General features: G+C 69.1%; 18 protein-coding genes. 11 read left to right on the forward strand and 7 right to left on the reverse strand.

The annotated features are described in order from the left end of the window. Positions 1-236 precede the first annotated feature (236 nt). Positions 237-719: a CarD family transcriptional regulator gene (locus ACFYZZ_RS18185; protein ID WP_003953493.1), complete on the reverse strand. Its 483-nt coding sequence runs from the start codon at positions 717-719 to the stop codon at positions 237-239. A gap of 639 nt (positions 720-1,358) precedes the next feature. Here ACFYZZ_RS18185 and ACFYZZ_RS18190 point away from each other — a divergent pair. Further along, positions 1,359-2,048, forward strand: coding sequence for a DUF461 domain-containing protein (locus ACFYZZ_RS18190; protein ID WP_389176656.1), 690 nt, complete (start codon positions 1,359-1,361; stop codon positions 2,046-2,048). 100 nt (positions 2,049-2,148) lie between these two features. On the opposite strand, the gene ACFYZZ_RS18195 is transcribed toward ACFYZZ_RS18190, so the two are convergent. Continuing rightward, positions 2,149-2,829, reverse strand: a complete 681-nt coding sequence (locus tag ACFYZZ_RS18195) for a response regulator transcription factor (RefSeq protein WP_010358452.1) — start codon at positions 2,827-2,829, stop codon at positions 2,149-2,151. After that, the gene (locus ACFYZZ_RS18200) at positions 2,826-4,079 is read right to left on the reverse strand and encodes a sensor histidine kinase (protein WP_386573705.1); all 1,254 of its coding nucleotides are present in this window, start codon (positions 4,077-4,079) and stop codon (positions 2,826-2,828) included. The genes ACFYZZ_RS18195 and ACFYZZ_RS18200 overlap by 4 nt, the downstream gene beginning before the upstream one ends. A 234-nt stretch (positions 4,080-4,313) precedes the next feature. Between ACFYZZ_RS18200 and phoU the strand changes: the two genes are divergently transcribed. Both phoU and ACFYZZ_RS18210 read left to right on the forward strand, forming a co-directional pair. After that, the gene (phoU, locus tag ACFYZZ_RS18205; RefSeq protein ID WP_389176658.1) at positions 4,314-5,003 is read left to right on the forward strand and encodes a phosphate signaling complex protein PhoU; all 690 of its coding nucleotides are present in this window, start codon (positions 4,314-4,316) and stop codon (positions 5,001-5,003) included. A gap of 132 nt (positions 5,004-5,135) precedes the next feature. Next, entirely contained in the window at positions 5,136-5,291 is a 156-nt protein-coding gene (locus tag ACFYZZ_RS18210; RefSeq protein ID WP_179851626.1) for a hypothetical protein, read from the forward strand. 65 nt (positions 5,292-5,356) lie between these two features. Here ACFYZZ_RS18210 and ACFYZZ_RS18215 read toward each other — a convergent pair whose 3' ends face one another. After that, entirely contained in the window at positions 5,357-6,091 is a 735-nt protein-coding gene (locus tag ACFYZZ_RS18215; protein ID WP_389176660.1) for a GAF and ANTAR domain-containing protein, read from the reverse strand. A gap of 199 nt (positions 6,092-6,290) precedes the next feature. On the opposite strand from ACFYZZ_RS18215, the gene ACFYZZ_RS18220 reads away from it, so the two are divergent. After that, positions 6,291-6,608 carry a hypothetical protein gene (locus tag ACFYZZ_RS18220; protein ID WP_389176662.1) on the forward strand — a complete coding sequence of 106 codons (318 nt, stop codon included), beginning with the start codon at positions 6,291-6,293 and terminating at the stop codon, positions 6,606-6,608. A 301-nt stretch (positions 6,609-6,909) separates the two neighbouring features. Here the strand turns inward: ACFYZZ_RS18220 and ACFYZZ_RS18225 are convergent, their stop codons facing one another. After that, positions 6,910-7,131: a CarD family transcriptional regulator gene (locus ACFYZZ_RS18225; RefSeq protein ID WP_386573710.1), complete on the reverse strand. Its 222-nt coding sequence runs from the start codon at positions 7,129-7,131 to the stop codon at positions 6,910-6,912. Between the two features lie 238 nt (positions 7,132-7,369). Here ACFYZZ_RS18225 and ACFYZZ_RS18230 point away from each other — a divergent pair, with 238 nt between their 5' ends. Then, the gene (locus ACFYZZ_RS18230; RefSeq protein WP_389176664.1) at positions 7,370-9,376 is read left to right on the forward strand and encodes an Ig-like domain repeat protein; all 2,007 of its coding nucleotides are present in this window, start codon (positions 7,370-7,372) and stop codon (positions 9,374-9,376) included. A gap of 70 nt (positions 9,377-9,446) precedes the next feature. Further along, complete coding sequence (locus ACFYZZ_RS18235) at positions 9,447-9,701, forward strand: ribosomal protein L7/L12 (RefSeq protein WP_389176666.1); 255 nt, start codon at positions 9,447-9,449, stop codon at positions 9,699-9,701. Between the two features lie 136 nt (positions 9,702-9,837). Here ACFYZZ_RS18235 and ACFYZZ_RS18240 read toward each other — a convergent pair whose 3' ends face one another. Beyond that, positions 9,838-10,599, reverse strand: coding sequence for a phosphoglyceromutase (locus tag ACFYZZ_RS18240; protein ID WP_386573714.1), 762 nt, complete (start codon positions 10,597-10,599; stop codon positions 9,838-9,840). A 162-nt stretch (positions 10,600-10,761) separates the two neighbouring features. Here ACFYZZ_RS18240 and ACFYZZ_RS18245 point away from each other — a divergent pair, with 162 nt between their 5' ends. The 4 genes from ACFYZZ_RS18245 (at position 10,762) to ACFYZZ_RS18260 (ending at position 13,774) form a co-directional block, all read left to right on the forward strand. Next, entirely contained in the window at positions 10,762-12,054 is a 1,293-nt protein-coding gene (locus ACFYZZ_RS18245; protein WP_389176668.1) for an MDR family MFS transporter, read from the forward strand. A 138-nt stretch (positions 12,055-12,192) separates the two neighbouring features. Then, on the forward strand, positions 12,193-12,666 hold the full coding sequence (locus tag ACFYZZ_RS18250; RefSeq protein WP_145875930.1) for a carboxymuconolactone decarboxylase family protein: 474 nt from the start codon (positions 12,193-12,195) through the stop codon (positions 12,664-12,666). A gap of 255 nt (positions 12,667-12,921) precedes the next feature. Further along, the gene (locus ACFYZZ_RS18255; protein ID WP_389176670.1) at positions 12,922-13,101 is read left to right on the forward strand and encodes a hypothetical protein; all 180 of its coding nucleotides are present in this window, start codon (positions 12,922-12,924) and stop codon (positions 13,099-13,101) included. Positions 13,102-13,123: 22 nt separating this feature from the next. Beyond that, positions 13,124-13,774, forward strand: a complete 651-nt coding sequence (locus ACFYZZ_RS18260) for a DUF2637 domain-containing protein (protein ID WP_389176672.1) — start codon at positions 13,124-13,126, stop codon at positions 13,772-13,774. Positions 13,775-13,794: 20 nt separating this feature from the next. Here ACFYZZ_RS18260 and ACFYZZ_RS18265 read toward each other — a convergent pair whose 3' ends face one another. After that, positions 13,795-14,280 carry a DUF2000 family protein gene (locus ACFYZZ_RS18265; protein ID WP_389176674.1) on the reverse strand — a complete coding sequence of 162 codons (486 nt, stop codon included), beginning with the start codon at positions 14,278-14,280 and terminating at the stop codon, positions 13,795-13,797. A gap of 49 nt (positions 14,281-14,329) precedes the next feature. On the opposite strand from ACFYZZ_RS18265, the gene ACFYZZ_RS18270 reads away from it, so the two are divergent. Further along, positions 14,330-15,130 (forward strand): AraC family transcriptional regulator, encoded by an 801-nt coding sequence (locus ACFYZZ_RS18270; RefSeq protein ID WP_389176676.1) that lies wholly within the window; start codon positions 14,330-14,332, stop codon positions 15,128-15,130. Positions 15,131-15,365: the final 235 nt, after the last annotated feature.

The raw sequence follows: 15,365 nt of genomic DNA on the forward strand, positions 1-15,365 counted from the left end.
AGCCTTGACCGGACCCTTCCGTGACCCTGGTCGAGCCATCTGCCCGGGCCCGGCACACCAAGTATCGGGGGACTTCCCCCGAGATGAACGACAGGTGGTCCGGCGGTCTCACGGCGGCCGGAACATTCCGGGGACGAACATGCCGCAGCGCCCGGCGACAGGATCAGTGTCATCGGGCACCGCGGCATTTCACTGTGCTGAACGGGCTGCGGGCAGCGGAAGCCGCCGGTGGCACGTCAGGAGGCGAGCACCTCGTCGAGCAGGGCCTCGGCCTTGTCCTCGTTCGTGTTCTCCGCGAGGGCGAGCTCGCTCACCAGGATCTGCCGAGCCTTGGCGAGCATGCGCTTCTCACCGGCGGAGAGACCGCGCTCGCGCTCACGACGCCACAGGTCACGCACGACTTCCGCGACCTTGATGACATCGCCGGAGGCGAGCTTCTCCAGGTTTGCCTTGTAGCGACGAGACCAGTTCGTGGGCTCCTCGGCATACGGCGCACGCAGCACCTCGAAGACCCGGTCCAGCCCGTCCTGACCGACCACATCACGCACGCCCACGAACTCAGCATTGTCCGCTGGCACACGCACCGTCAGGTCACCCTGGGCGACCTTCAGCACCAAGTAGGTCTTGTCCACGCCTTTGATCTGGCGAGTTTCGATGGCCTCGATCAGCGCGGCCCCGTGATGGGGATAGACCACGGTGTCGCCAACCTTGAACGTCATGTGACAGGTACCCCTTCCGTGGCTATCAAGGGTAACACGGATACGGCGTCTTCTGAATGGCGTTTTCGCAGGTCAGGGCATATCTCGGGGCTTGACAACAACAACAGGAACGTGCTTCGCGGGCACTCGCCGGGCCGAGATGCAACAGGTATTCGCAGGTCGGGGCAGTTCTCCGGGCGAGGCGAAACACGTACGTCACAACCTCGCGGAGTCTCGCCCAAGAGGTTGAACATCCCGATTTGTCCAGTTCCAAGCGTACGACTTCCGCTACTCCGTTCGGCCGCAGGAGCCGGGTACGAGACGAATCCGGAATTGATCACGGGAGGCCGGATGGGCACCGGATGATCAATATCCGAGGTGGCCATACATTCCTTCACGGAAAATTTGGGGACCGTGTTGCGGGGATGCGGACTGCGGTCTTGCGGGTGGGTTATGTGAATGGCGGACGAGCGCCTCGGCAAAGTGACTCGCGAGTCACTTGTGGGCGGCGAGGTACCCCCACCCGGAGGGAAGCCCGGTGCCTGGGGGAGGGTCGGGTGCGGCCGCGCGGGAACGGCTCGGTAACCTAAGGCCGCTGACAGACACTTAGGGCGGCTTTATAAGGGGAGCCGCCCCTGCGTTCAAGGAGTTGCCGCCGCCGTGAGCAGCAGCCTTCGACGCGGCGCCCTCGCCGCATCCGCCATCGCCTTCTCGATCGCCTCGCTCGCCGCCTGTGGCGCCGGAAACAACTCGCAGACCCTGCAGGTCAAGCCGGACAACGCGGCGACCAGCGTCGGCGACATCATGATCCAGAACGCCACGGTCATCACGCAGCCCGACCTGAAGGCGACCGGTCCGGCCGTCGTTTCCGCGACCCTCTTCAACAGGGGCAACACGAACCAGACCCTGCAGTCGATCTCCGTCGAGGGCAGCGGCGAGCCGGTCAAGCTGTCCGCCGCCAAGGGCCAGAGCCTGACCGTCCCGGCGCACGGCTCGCTCGTCATCGGCGGCAAGGACAACGCGTCCGCCGTGATCGCCAGCGGCCGTGAGGCGGTCCAGGACGGCAACGCGCAGAAGGTGACCTTCACCTTCAGCAAGACCGGTCCGGTGAGCCTGCGCGCGTTCGTGGTCCCGGCCGCCAGCTACTTCAGCGGCTGGGGTCCGAGCGAGATCCCGACCGCCTCGGCGACCGCCACCGCCGCGCCGGGCTCGACCGCGTCCGGCAGCGGCAAGCCGCGCAAGGGCGGCAAGACCAGCCCGTCGGCGACCGCCACGGACTCCGCCACCGGGACCGCGACCACGGGCGCGACCCCGAGCGACTCGGCGTCGCAGTCGGCCACGAGCCACTGAGCAACAGCCAGTACATACGAAGGGCGGCACCCCGCAGTGGGGTGCCGCCCTTCGTATGTGCGCGGTACGACTGACGTACGACTCGGCGCTGTCGTACGGCTTACGGCTCGAACTTGTAGCCCAGGCCGCGGACCGTCACCAGGTACCGCGGCGCCCCCGGGTCCGGCTCGATCTTGGCGCGCAGGCGCTTGACGTGGACGTCGAGGGTCTTGGTGTCGCCCACGTAGTCGGCGCCCCAGACCCGGTCGATCAGCTGCATGCGGGTCAGGACGCGGCCGGCGTTGCGCAGGAGCATCTCCAGGAGGTCGAACTCCTTCAGCGGGAGGTCGACCTTCGAGCCCGACACCGTCACCACGTGGCGGTCGACGTCCATGCGGACCGGGCCCGCCTCCAGGGCGGCCGGGGTGACCTCCTCCGGCTCGCCGCGGCGGCGCAGGACGGCGCGGATGCGGGCCACCAGCTCGCGCGAGGAGAACGGCTTGGTGACGTAGTCGTCGGCTCCTATTTCGAGACCCACGACCTTGTCGATCTCGCTGTCCTTGGCGGTCACCATGATCACGGGGACGTTGGAGCGGCCGCGCAGCTGGCGGCAGACCTCCGTGCCGGGCAGACCCGGCAGCATCAGGTCGAGGAGGACGAGGTCGGCGCCGTTGCGCTCGAACTCGTCGAGTCCGTCGGGGCCGGTGGCCGCCACGGCCACCTCGAAGCCCTCCTTGCGGAGCATGTACGACAGGGCGTCGGAGAAGGACTCCTCGTCCTCGACGACGAGCACTCGGGTCACGGAAGGACCTCCGGGGCGGGAAGCGGTTCGTACGGGGTTGAGTCGGCGGTGCCGCCGGCCTCTTCGTCGAGGTCGGGGTGCTGCTGTGCACGGTCGCGGGCGGCACCCGCCTCCGGCAGCCTGAGGGTGAAGGTGGAGCCCTGGTTCTCGGCGCTCCAGACCGTGACCTCCCCGCCGTGCGAGGCGACCACGTGCTTCACGATCGCGAGACCCAGGCCGGTGCCTCCGGTCTGCCGGGAGCGGGCCGGGTCGACGCGGTAGAAGCGCTCGAAGATGCGCTCCTTGTCCTTGTCGGAGATGCCGATGCCCTGGTCCGTGACGGCGAGTTCGATCATGTCGCCGCCCGGGGCGTTGACCCGGCGGGCGGCTATGCCGACGCGGGTGCGGGCCGGGGAGTAGTTGACGGCGTTCTCGACGAGGTTGCCGAGGGCGGCGGCGAGCTGGCCGCGGTTGCCCCAGACGTGCAGGTCGGCGGTGCCGCCGGCGGCCATCGTGATCTGCTTGGTGCCCGCCTGGTGGCGGCAGCGGTCGATGGCTTCGGCGACGAGGTCGTCCACGCGGACGGGCTCGGCGTCCTCCAGGGGGTCGTCGTTCTGGACCCGCGAGAGGTCGATCAGCTCCTGGACCAGGTTGGTCAGCCGGGTCGCCTCGATCTGCATGCGGCCCGCGAAGCGCTGTACGGCCTCGGGGTCGTCCGAGGCGTCCATGACGGCCTCGGAGAGCAGGGAGAGCGCGCCGACGGGCGTCTTCAGCTCGTGGCTCACGTTGGCCACGAAGTCGCGTCGTACGGCCTCGATCCGGCGGGCCTCGGTGAGGTCCTCGACCAGCAGCAGGACCAGGCGGGAGCCGAGCGGGGCCACGCGCGCGGAGACGGCGAGGGCCTCGCCCCGTCCGGTGCCGCGCCGGGGCAGGTCCAGCTCGACCTGGCGTATCTCCCCGTCCCGGCGGGTGTCCCGGGCCATCTGGAGCATGGGCTCGACGGCGAGCTTGCCGCCGCGGACCAGCCCGAGGGCGTACGCGGCGGAGCTTGCCTTGACGACGGCGTCGGCCTCGTCGAGGACGACGGCCGAGGAGCGGAGCACGGACAGCACGGTGTCCACGCCGGGCGGGAGTACGGGATCGGTGTGCAAAGAAGTCCTGGTCGGTCGCTTCTGGTCGCGTTCGCTCCAGCGGAACGCCAGCATGGCGATGACGCCGGTGAGCACCCCGGCGATCGCTGCCGCTGCGGCGACCGCCGCGTTCACGTCCATGCATCCAGGTTAGGCATGGGGTACGACATACCCACAGCCGTCGAGGTGCGACCTCGGACACTCGTCGCCCAGAGTTCACCTTGGAGCCAGTAGTGGTTCATTTGGGGTGGCAGAAACGGACGCGTGCGAGGCAGAACGTGGGAGCGTGGGGTTCGCACCGCCGGTTTCGCCACGGGGCGCCTGGTGTCACGGCCCCCGGAAGCCCCGAAAGAGAACGTACGAGAGGGAACCCTGATGCGGGACGCGTACCACGAGGAACTTGACTCGATCGGCGACGGTCTGGTGGAGATGGCCCGGCTGGTCGGGTCGGCCATCGGGCGCGCCACGACGGCGATCCTCGACGCCGACCTGAAGCTGGCCGAGAGCGTCATCGAGGCCGACCAGAAGGTGGACGAGCTCCAGCACGACCTGGAGGCGCGGGCGATAGCCCTGCTCGCCCGCCAGCAGCCGGTGGCGACCGACCTGCGGATCGTCGTCACGTCGCTGCGCATGTCCGCCGACCTGGAGCGCTCCGGCGACCTCGCCCAGCACGTGGCGAAGCTGGCCCGGCTGCGCTTCCCCGAGCGCGCCGTCCCGCACGACCTGCACGCCACCATCCTGGAGATGGGCCAGCTCGCGCAGCGCCTGATGGCGAAGGCGGCCGAGGTGCTCGTGACGAAGGACGTCGACCTCGCCCTCCAGCTGGAGCAGGACGACGACGAGATGGACCAGCTGCACCGCACCCTCTTCCAGCACCTGATCGACGAGCGCTGGAAGCACGGCATCGAGACGGCCGTCGACGTGACCCTGCTGGGCCGCTACTACGAGCGGTACGCCGACCACGCGGTGGCCGTCGCCAAGCGCGTCGTCTTCCTGGTCACGGGCGAGCACGCGGACGAGCTGCAGCCCGACATCCAGCCCGTCACCGGGGTCGACGAAGCCTGACACCGGCGTTGCCCCGGGGGCTCGAAGGCCATCGGGCAGGGCGCGCGGACGCCTCTGTGCGCCGTTGATGCGCCCGGATAAACGGGCATGGAATGGGCGAGGGCATCAGGCCCCAGTGTCGAGGAGGGACCCATGGCCGAATCCCCCAGCACCACGCCCGACCCCACCCAGGAGCGCGAGACCGACCAGCCCGCCGAGATGAGGAGCCTGCCGCTCGTGGCCGCGTGCGGCTGCGGTTCCGGCTGCGGCTGCGGCTGCCAGTCGGGCGCTCCCTGCCAGTGCGGCTGACGGCGTACGACCTGTGAGGGGCCCCGGTGACTCCGGGGCCCCTCACTTCGTCCACCGGGCACCGGCTACTGCAAGCTGAGTTTGCGGGCCAGGACCCTCCGGGCGGCCTGGCTGACCGTACGGCCCTCGGCGAACGCGCGGGCCCGTATCCGGTCCAGGGCCTGCTCGGGGTCCAGGTCGAGCTGCACCATCACCATGCCGACGGCCTGCTGCACCTCGGTGTGATCGGCCTGCGAGGCGCACACCCAGGACGCCGCCTCCCCCTCCTCTCCCCTCTCCTCTCCCCTGGGCCGCAGCTCCGTCAGTGCGTCCGTCAGGGCGTCCCGCACCCGCAGCGCGGTCCGCAGATCCGGCTCGGCCAGTCCGCCGGGCCGGTCGCAGTACAGGTCGAGGGTGCCGATGGCGGTGCCGGTGACGCCGAGCGGCAGGGAGAACACGGCGGCCGCGCCGAGCCCGACGGCCTCGTGCGCGAAGATCGGCCAGCGGCAGGTGTCGCTCCGCCCGGCGAGGTCGGCCGCGAAGACCGGAACGCCCTGATCGAGGGCGGTCTGGCAGGGCCCCTCCCCCACGGTGTACTGCAGCTCGGCGAGCCGTGCGGCGACGCGGTCGCTGGCGCACCAGGTCACCCGGATCCCGCGCCCGCCGGACAGCGACACGGACGCGCCGGTGACGGGCAGCAGCCGTACGCAGGCCGTGCAGAGCGCGTCGGGAACGCGCCGCGGATCCCCGGCCCCCCGCGCCGCTGCGGCGAGCGCCGCGCCGACCCGCGAGGCCGACTGCTGGGACTGCCCGGACTGCATGGTCATCACCCCCGGCACGGCGTGCGGTGAGCGGGTCCCGTGCCTGCCGGGTTCCCCGGTTGCGCGGAGCTAGTGCACGACACGTCGTGCCGTCCGGGCGGCAATCCGAAAAGGCGCCTCGCACGTATCGAAGAAGTAGGGCCGCAACCTGGGGGTACGTCCCCGGTCGGCTCGTTCCGGAAGGAAGAGTGCATCCATCATGCGAGCACACGACGCGGGGCGTCTGCTCGCGGTGTCCGCGGCCGGCGTTCTGCTGGCCGGCGGCGCCGCGATCGGCACGGCGGGCACGGCCTCAGCGGCAGCCCCCGCCGTGCACACCCAAGTGACCACCGACTCGTGCTTCGGCCACGACAACGACAACGGGCGCTGCTTCGACCGCGGTGGATTCCGCTTCGACCACGGATTCCGCTTCGATCACCGCGGCTTCTGCTTCCACCACCCCGGGTTCTGCTTCGGCCACCACCACTTCGACAACCGCTTCGGCAACGGATCCGTCGTGATCATCATCGTCAGGTAGCGGCAGGCCGGCCCGGGACCACACGGAAAGACGAACAACTCACTCGGCAGCAAGAAGGCCCGGGTCACGGCCCGGGCCTCGTTCTTGGTTCTTGCTAAGCCGCCTCGGGCCGCACCGCACGTACGCCCGAGGCGGGCTCCGGTACGTCCTCCAGCGGCAAGGTCTCGTCTTCCCCGAAGTCGGGAGCCTGGAAGGGGTTGGTCGCCGGAGGCGGAGATGCCGCGGTGGAGCGGCGGGGTTGCCCTTCCAGGGCGGAGAACAGCGACGTCGTATCGATGGGAGGACTCTCTTTCCTTCGGTCCTACAGCTTGGTCATCTTGGCGTACGGGCTCAAGATCCGCATCTGCGCCGAGCCGAAATCCACGAGCGCCGCGATTCCGTCCTCGATGCCGACCACTCGGCCGAGGCCGTACATGTCGTGTGTGACCTGATCTCCCACGGCGAAGTGCTTGGGAGCCGGTGGAACCGGGGCCTTGAAGGGACTCGTAGGCAAATGGCGCTTCGGCGCAGCAGGCTTCGTCATGGTTCAGTATGGGCCCACGCGTCTCCCGTTCGCTGTGGCCGTCGGCACAGATCACGACGGGCACGCCCGGCACAAAGGCCCCTGCCAAGGGCTAACCGCAGGTAGGGGCCTTGATCAGTACTGCTTACTTCTTCTTGCCCTGGGGTCTTGCCGGGGATCTTGCCGTACAACCCTGAAGGGGCTCCAGGGGTCTTGTGGGCAGTCTTTTCTTCCTCGTGGGGGTTGCATCACTGTGCGTGTGCGCAGCATTTCGGCCGTGACGGCGCTCGCGGTCGCTCTCAGTTCTGTAGCCCTGATCGGGTCGGCCGCGGGCCCTGCTGTCGCCGATAGCAGCGCCACGCTGCCCATCTCGTCCAGCGGCGACATCATCGTGGACGGCGTTCACCAGCGGGTCTTCATCAGTGACCCGTCGGGAGGCAGGGTCGTTGCCACCGACTACAACGGCACCGTCATCGGGACGATCACCTCGCTGCCGCAGGCTGACGGCCTGGAGCTTTCCGCCGACTCGGCAACGGTCTACGTCGCCGTGCCGGGAACTGATGAGATCGTGGCCATCGACACGGCGACGGTCACCGAGACGGGGCGGTACGCGACGGGTGACGGCACAGATCCGCAGCACCTGGCGCTCGCGGGCGGCAAACTCTGGTTCGGCTATGGCAGCGTCGGTCACGGCAACATCGGCTCTCTCGACCTGTCCGGCGGGCAGACGCGGGTTTCCCTCGCCCAGGAGGCCGACGGAACGTGGAACGACGCTCCCCTGCTGGACTCGGCACCCGGCGCTCCCAACACCCTGGCGGCCGGCTCGCGCCAGTACTACTTCACCCTCGGCATCTATGACGTGTCGTCCGGCACGGCCAGCCGGACCGCGTTCCTCGGCGGGCAGGACGCGGCCATCGGCAACACCGCGGAGGACCTGGCGCTCACCCCGGACGGCACAGAGCTCGTGGTGGCCACCACAGCAGGCGAGTTCCAGCAGGTCTTTCGGACCTCAGACCTGTCAGAGACCATCAGGTATCCGAGCAGCTACTGGGAACAACGGTCGGTGGATGTCGCGCCGGACGGCCTCGTCGCGGGGGGCACCGATACTTACGCCTCCTTCGGCCTCCCCCATGTGTCCATCTACAAGCCGGGTAGCACGACCCCGAGGCGGACCGCCGACTTCACCGACTACCAGGGGGGAGTCGCCCAAGAGACCCTGCTCGACCACGGCGACCTCGCTTTCGCGCCCGACAGCAGCCGGCTCTTCGCGGTCACACACGACCTCCGCAACAAGTACCGCCTGCGCGTCGTCACCGACCCCAGCAAGGCCGTCACCGCCATCACGGTGAACGCCCCGGCGACGGCCGCCCGTGCCAAGTCGCTGACCGTCTCCGGCAAGGTCACGAACACGCTCGGGCTGCCCGCGGGGACCACCGTCGCGGTCACCCGAACGGACCTGGAGTCCCCGAACGGCAAGGCGCTCCCGGCCGCGACAGTGAAGGCGGACGGGACCTTCTCCTTCACCGACACCCCGCCCGCGGGCGGCAAGGTCACGTACAAGGTCTCCTACGCCGGCGACGCCGATCGCACGACTGCCTCCGCCTCCGACGCGGTCGAGGTCTCCCGGAGCTCCACGACCCTGACAGTGAACAAGAACGGCAACATCTACGCCTACGCCAGCAACGTGCCGTTCACCGCCCACCTCGGCACGACGTACAAGAACCGGACGCTCTCGCTCTACGCGGACACCGCGGGCGACGGCAAGGGCAAGTACCTGGTCAGGACCGGCACGGTCAACAGCGAGGGCAACCTGTCGGTCACCTTGCCCCTGAAGCGCGACACCACGGTGAGCGCGTACTTCTCCGGCGACGCGCGGACCGCCCCGAAGACGGCCAAGAGCTGGGTGGGCGCGAAGGTCAGGGTGTCGCTGAGCCTGAGCCGCTACTACAAGACGGCCACGGTCGACGGGCACACCAAGTACTACTTCCGGAAGGCGACCAATCCGCACCTCACGACCACGATGACGGCCTACCCCGGCCGCTCGCAGAGGCTGCAGTTCCAGATCTACTACGCCGGCGCCTGGCGGTCGGCGGGGTCCCAGTACTTCAAGCTCGACTCCACGGGCAAGTCGGTGGTGGAACTGGGCGGCACGCACCAGACCGGCTACTCGATGCGCGTGCGGTCGTCCTACGTCAACAACTCCTCGGGCGACACCGTGAACTCGACGACGCACGGCTCCTGGAAGTACTTCACCTTCACCAGCTGAGGCCGCAGTGCCCGGTGTCTGAGATGGCTCAGGCACCTACGCTCCTGATCAGAACGGGAGGGAACCAGGGATGGCGGTCGAATACTTCACGTTGGTCTGCGACGACGTGCCCAAGGACGTGCTCCTCGTCGACCCGGGCGCCAGCCCGCTCGATGTGGCCCAGGTCGTACGCCGACTGGCAGGACTGAGCCTCTGGCGTAGCAAGGCCCTGGTGGATCAAGCCCCGGTTGTGATCCTCGACGGCATTCCAGAAGAAGCCGCCGGAATCGCGGTCGCGGCGCTCCGCGATGCGGGCGCACAGGCAGAGGCGAGGCAGCAGACCTGATCGCACTCCGTCGGTCCTGTCACCCGACTCGCCCGACGGCCCGGCCAGGCAGCTCACGGCCCAGAGACGGCCCCGGCGAAGTACAAAGGCCCCTACCAACGGCTGAGCCGCAGGCAGGGGCCTTGATCAGTACTGCTTACTTCTTCTTGCCCTGGTTCTTGACCGCCTCGATCGCCGCCGCGGCCGCCTCGGGGTCGAGGTACCTGCCGCCGGGGGTCACCGGCTTGAAGTCGGCGTCCAGCTCGTAGAAGAGGGGGATGCCGGTCGGGATGTTCAGGCCCGCGATGTCCGCGTCCGAGATGCCGTCCAGGTGCTTGACCAGGGCGCGGAGGCTGTTGCCGTGGGCCGCGACCAGGACGGTGTGGCCGTCGAGCAGGTCGGGGACGATGCCGTCGTACCAGTACGGGAGCATGCGGACGACGACGTCCTTCAGGCACTCCGTCTTCGGGCGCAGCTCCGGCGGGATGGAGGCGTAGCGCGCGTCGTTCGCCTGGGAGAACTCGGAGTCGTCCGAGAGCGCGGGCGGCGGGGTGTCGTACGAGCGGCGCCAGAGCATGAACTGCTCCTCGCCGAACTCGGCGAGCGTGGCCGCCTTGTCCTTGCCCTGCAGGGCGCCGTAGTGGCGCTCGTTCAGGCGCCAGGTGCGGTGGACCGGGATCCAGTGGCGGTCGGCGGCCTCGAGGGCCAGCTGCGCGGTGCGGATCGCGCGCTTCTGGAGGGACGTGTGGACCACGTCGGGGAGCAGGCCGGCGTCCTTGAGCAGCTCACCGCCGCGGACCGCCTCCTTCTCGCCCTTCTCGTTGAGGTTGACGTCCACCCAGCCGGTGAACAGGTTCTTCGCGTTCCACTCGCTCTCGCCGTGGCGGAGGAGGATCAGCTTGTACGGTGCGTCGGCCATGCCTCAGAGCGTAATCCACGCATTAGCCCTGCCAGGGCCCGCGCCCAGCAGCCGGACAGTTGACGGCATCCGTTAATTGAGTGGCCGGGATTCAGCCGCTGGACGTAAGTTGCGCTTTTGGTTGTAGCTACTTACATCAGCGTGCATCGTGGGGGTTCCTTCATGTCCGTCGCCCGTCTGAGACGAGCCGCCCGGGAGACCGTCTCCGGGCTCCCCCGCGAGTTCTGGTGGCTGTGGACCAGCACCCTCGTCAACCGGCTGGGCGCCTTCGTCGCCACCTTCATGGCGCTCTACCTGACCCTCGACCGCGGGTACTCGGCCTCGTACGCCGGTCTCGTGGCCTCGTTGCACGGGCTCGGCGGGGTCGTCTCCTCGCTGGGCGGCGGGGTGATGGCCGACCGGATCGGCAGGCGGCCCACGCTGCTGATCGCGCAGACCGCCACCGCCGGGTCCGTCGCGCTGCTCGGGTTCATGCGGGACCCCATCGCCATCGCCGCCGTCGCCTTCCTCGTCGGCATGGCCTCCAACGCCTCCCGGCCCGCGGTGCAGGCGATGATGGCCGACATCGTGCGGCCCGAGGACCGGGTACGGGCCTTCTCGCTCAACTACTGGGCCATCAACCTCGGCTTCGCCGTCTCCTCCATGGGCGCGGGGTTCATCGCCGAGTTCAGCTATCTCGCCGGGTTCCTGATCGAGGCCGGGATGACCCTGGCGTGCGCGCTCGTCGTGTTCCTGAAGGTGCCCGAGTCCCGGCCCACCGCCACGGCCAAGCAGGCCGACGCCGACGTCAGCCTCATGACGGTGCTGCGCGACGGGCGGTACATGGCCGTCGTCGGGCTGTCCTTCCTCGTCGCCCTCGTCTTCCAGCAGGGCGCGGTCGGACTGCCGGTGGCCATGGGGCGGGCCGGGTTCTCGCCCGCCGACTACGGCCTGGCCATCGCCGTCAACGGCGTCCTGATCGTCGCCCTGCAGATCCCGGTCACCCGCTTCATCGAGCACCGGGATCCGCGCACGCTGCTGGTCGTCTCCTCGGTCCTCGCCGGCTACGGCTTCGGGCTCACCGCCTTCGCCGGGTCGGTCGGGGTCTTCGCGCTCACCGTGTGCGTGTGGACGCTCGCCGAGATCGTCAACGCGCCGACCCAGACCGGGCTCGTCGTCCGGCTCTCGCCCGTGCACGGACGCGGTCGCTACCAGGGCATGTACACGCTCTCGTGGTCCGTCGCCGCCCTGATCGCGCCGCTCATGTCCGGCGCCGTCATCGACCGGTTCGGCGCGGAGTGGCTGTGGGCCATGTGCGCGGCCGTCGGGACGGTGGCGGGGGTGGGGTACGGCGTGCTCATGCGACGGCTTCCCGAGCAGGGGAACGCGGAGGGGGTCATGGATGGGGACATGGAGGGGGACGCTGCGGCGCCCGGGCGGCAGCAGCGGTCACAGGCGGCCGAGCAGGCGGTCTGACCCCCACCGCCCGACCCCTGGCGATTACCGCCCGGCCCCTGGCGAACGAGTGACGCAGGCCACATTCAGTCCTGTCACATCTCGCCGAGTCGTTCCGTCATGCAGGTGTAGCCAACAGCAACGACACAGGAGCCCACGATGGAAGCTCGCCTGAACCTCTTCGCCAACCCGGTCGCCGGCAAGTTCATGCGGTACATCAACTCGGCGGGCAAGGCGATCTCGGACTCGACCCTGCCGGCCGCCACCCAGGAGCTGGTGAAGATCCGCGCCAGCCAGATCAACGGCTGCGGCTTCTGCACCGACATGCACACCAAGGACGCCGCGCACGCCGGGGAGACAGCACAGCGCCTCCACCTGGTCGCGGCCTGGCGGGAGGCCAAGGTCTTCACCGACGCCGAGCGCGCCGCCCTGGAGCTGGTCGAGCAGGGCACCCGGATCGCCGACGCGGCCGGTGGCGTCACGGACGAGGCCTGGGCCGACGCCGCCAAGCACTACGACGAGGACCAGCTGGCCGCCCTGGTCTCCCTCATCGCCCTGATCAACGCCTACAACCGTCTGAACGTCGTCGTCCAGCAGCCCGCGGGCGACTACGAGCCCGGCATGTTCGGCTGAACGACCAGCGCCTGACGAACATCCGCGCCCCCTTTGGCAGCTCTGCCGGAGGGGGCGCGCGCGTAGGCCGCCTTCACTCCCCCGGCAAGCCCCCGGCCGGGACCAACCATTTTAATTCCAGTACTCAGGGAATGTAATTGACTGGGTATTCACATTTCCAACAACCATATATTGACAGGCGCTCAAAAACTCCCCTTTCGGGGGACCCGCATCCCCCGAACGCCTCACAACCTCACCTCCACTGGCCGTCGTTAGGTGACCGTGACGCGATTCAACTGGTACGCAAGTGAAGATCATCCGACGACCATGCTCCGCTGGGACGGCGACGGGGGCCTCAAGTCGTGCTCGGACCTGCTCGATGATTTCCTGACCAATATCAACAGAATGGAAACCGAATATCTGCGGGCGATGGCAGATCTGTACGGAGCTTCCTGAGGCGGGGGCCGGAGGATCACCGATGGACAGGATTCACGACCAAGCCGGTCTCTACGGCGACGCCTGGAGCGTCCCGGAGCCGGACATCGCGGCGACCGACTGGGACCCGGTCGAGGAGCTGGCCCAGATGCTGTCCACGACGGCCAGCATGCCCACCGTTCCCAGCACCCCGCTGACCATCCCGTCCGCGCGCCGGAGCAGCCGTCGACGCCCCCGCCACGAATCCCATTTCCTCGACGGCGGTCGGCGCGTCACCCACATCTCGTTCCTGATCGCGACGGTCTCGCTGTGCGCGGTGGCCATGCTGGCCTGGTCCGTCTGCTATTCCTACGACCAACTGCGCGGGATCGCCTCGTCGATGCTGCCGACGGGACTGGCGCAGTGCTGGCCGCTGACGGTGTACGGGCCGTGGTTCGTGGCAGCTCTTTCGGTGATTCGGGCCACCGCTCAACGGCGGAGTGCCCGGCGGTCCTGGTGCGTCGTGGTGGCCTCCTCCGCGATGGCCATGGCGCTGTGTGTCAGTCACTCGTCACACGCGCTGCTCTCATTAGTCATCTTCGGAATTCCGCCGGTCACCGCTCTGGTGTGCTTCTGGGAACTCGTCGGCCAGATCTCGTCCAGGAGCAGGCCCCGGCACTCCACACACCCCGGCCGGCCGGCGTCCAAGTCGTGAAGGGGGCGCGGCCCTCGCCCTCACGGGTGCATCCGCGCCCCCTTCAGCACCTTGTCCACCCCGTTCCGCGGTCCGTACACGGCCAGGCCGACCCGGTCCAGATCCGCGGTCCGCACGGCCCGTACCGCCGCGCGGTTGTCGCGGTCGTTGCCCGTCAGGAAGAGGTCGGCCGTGAACACCGCGCACGGCAGGGCGCGCGCGAGGGCCCGGGTGTGCGCCGCCCGCAGGGTCTCCTTGGTGCCCTCGAAGACCAGCACCGGCTGGCGGAACATCGGCAGGTACGACGCGCCGTCCGCGTCCTCGTACGGGTCCCCGATCACCTCGGGGACCCGGCTGCCCAGGCCGCTGACCAGGAACGCGGTGACGTTCAGGCGCTGCCAGGGCTCCAGGTCCGTGCGGAGCAGCACGGCGATCTTCGTGTCGAAGCGGACCGGCTCGGCGGGGGCGTCGGGACGCTGTTCGGTGTTCTCGGCGTTCTCGGCGTTCTCGGTGTTCTCGGTGTTCATGGGGTGAGACTGCCGACCGTCGTACGGCACCGTCTTGTACGTTTTTTGCGTGGCCGCCGCAGCCCAGTCCGAGGTCTCCGCCTGGCGCCCCCGCATCCCGGGCGTCGTGGAGGTCTTCCACGCCCACTTCACCGAGTACGCCTACCCGATGCACGTCCACGACGCCTGGACGCTGCTCATCGTGGACGACGGAGCCGTGCGGTACGACCTCGACCGGCATGAGCACGGGACCCCGCACGACACCGTCTCGCTGCTGCCGCCGCACGTTCCGCACAACGGTTCCCCGGCCACCCCGCACGGCTTCCGCAAGCGGGTTCTCTACCTGGACGGCAGCCACCTCGGGGACGAGCTGATCGGTGCGGCCGTCGACGGGCCCGATCTGAGGGATCCCGTGCTACGGCTGCGGGTCGGGCAGTTGCACGGCGCGCTCGGGCGGCCCGGTGACGAGCTGGAGGCGGAGAGCAGGCTGGCGCTCGTCGGCGAGCGGTTGCGGGACCATCTGCGGCGGCGGGAGAGCGGCGCCGCCCGCCCCGACCCCGCCCTCGCCCGTTCACTGCGGGAGCTGCTCGACGAACACGTCGTCGAGGGGCTCGCCCTCGCCGGGGCCGCGCGGCTGCTGCACGCCCATCCCGCCCACCTCGTACGGGCGTTCAGCACCGCTTACGGCATCCCGCCACACCAGTACCTGATGTCCCGCCGCGTCGGCCGCGCCCGCCGGCTGCTGCTGGACGGGCTGGCGCCGGGCGAGGTGGCGGCGGCGACCGGGTTCTGTGATCAGGCCCATCTCACCCGGCACTTCAAGAAGCTGGTGGGGGTCACCCCGGGGCGTTACCGGCTCAGTTCCCGCTGAGCCTCGTACAGATTGCGCGGGCGCACCCCGTCCGCGCAGCCAGGGCCTCGGCGGTGGCGCCGGCGAGGAGTGTCCGTCTGCTGACGTGCCCGTGGTTCATGTCCAGCCGCCCCTTCATATGCATGCATATGAACGACGTTCAGGAATGCGTTGGCGGAGAGCATGAATCACCACCCCTTGGCGGGGAAGAGGCCGGATCGGCGGAAGTCCTCCGTCCGGTGATCATCACCGGTTA

Origin of the sequence: Streptomyces sp. NPDC001816 (assembly GCF_042892235.1) — a bacterium.
In the GTDB taxonomy this organism is placed as follows: domain Bacteria; phylum Actinomycetota; class Actinomycetes; order Streptomycetales; family Streptomycetaceae; genus Streptomyces.

Bases quoted from the DNA above. Each gene is read 5' to 3' on its own strand.
- ACFYZZ_RS18245 (WP_389176668.1), top strand. From the start codon at position 10,762: ATGTCCGTCGCCCGTCTGAGACGAGCCGCCCGGGAGACCGTCTCCGGG.
- ACFYZZ_RS18210 (WP_179851626.1), top strand. From the start codon at position 5,136: ATGGCCGAATCCCCCAGCACCACGCCCGACCCCACCCAGGAGCGCGAG.
- phoU (WP_389176658.1), top strand. From the start codon at position 4,314: ATGCGGGACGCGTACCACGAGGAACTTGACTCGATCGGCGACGGTCTG.
- ACFYZZ_RS18265 (WP_389176674.1), bottom strand. From the start codon at position 14,280: ATGAACACCGAGAACACCGAGAACGCCGAGAACGCCGAGAACACCGAA.
- ACFYZZ_RS18200 (WP_386573705.1), bottom strand. From the start codon at position 4,079: ATGGACGTGAACGCGGCGGTCGCCGCAGCGGCAGCGATCGCCGGGGTG.
- ACFYZZ_RS18235 (WP_389176666.1), top strand. From the start codon at position 9,447: ATGGCGGTCGAATACTTCACGTTGGTCTGCGACGACGTGCCCAAGGAC.
- ACFYZZ_RS18225 (WP_386573710.1), bottom strand. From the start codon at position 7,131: ATGACGAAGCCTGCTGCGCCGAAGCGCCATTTGCCTACGAGTCCCTTC.
- ACFYZZ_RS18260 (WP_389176672.1), top strand. From the start codon at position 13,124: ATGGACAGGATTCACGACCAAGCCGGTCTCTACGGCGACGCCTGGAGC.
- ACFYZZ_RS18185 (WP_003953493.1), bottom strand. From the start codon at position 719: ATGACGTTCAAGGTTGGCGACACCGTGGTCTATCCCCATCACGGGGCC.
- ACFYZZ_RS18220 (WP_389176662.1), top strand. From the start codon at position 6,291: ATGCGAGCACACGACGCGGGGCGTCTGCTCGCGGTGTCCGCGGCCGGC.
- ACFYZZ_RS18240 (WP_386573714.1), bottom strand. From the start codon at position 10,599: ATGGCCGACGCACCGTACAAGCTGATCCTCCTCCGCCACGGCGAGAGC.
- ACFYZZ_RS18215 (WP_389176660.1), bottom strand. From the start codon at position 6,091: ATGCAGTCCGGGCAGTCCCAGCAGTCGGCCTCGCGGGTCGGCGCGGCG.
- ACFYZZ_RS18250 (WP_145875930.1), top strand. From the start codon at position 12,193: ATGGAAGCTCGCCTGAACCTCTTCGCCAACCCGGTCGCCGGCAAGTTC.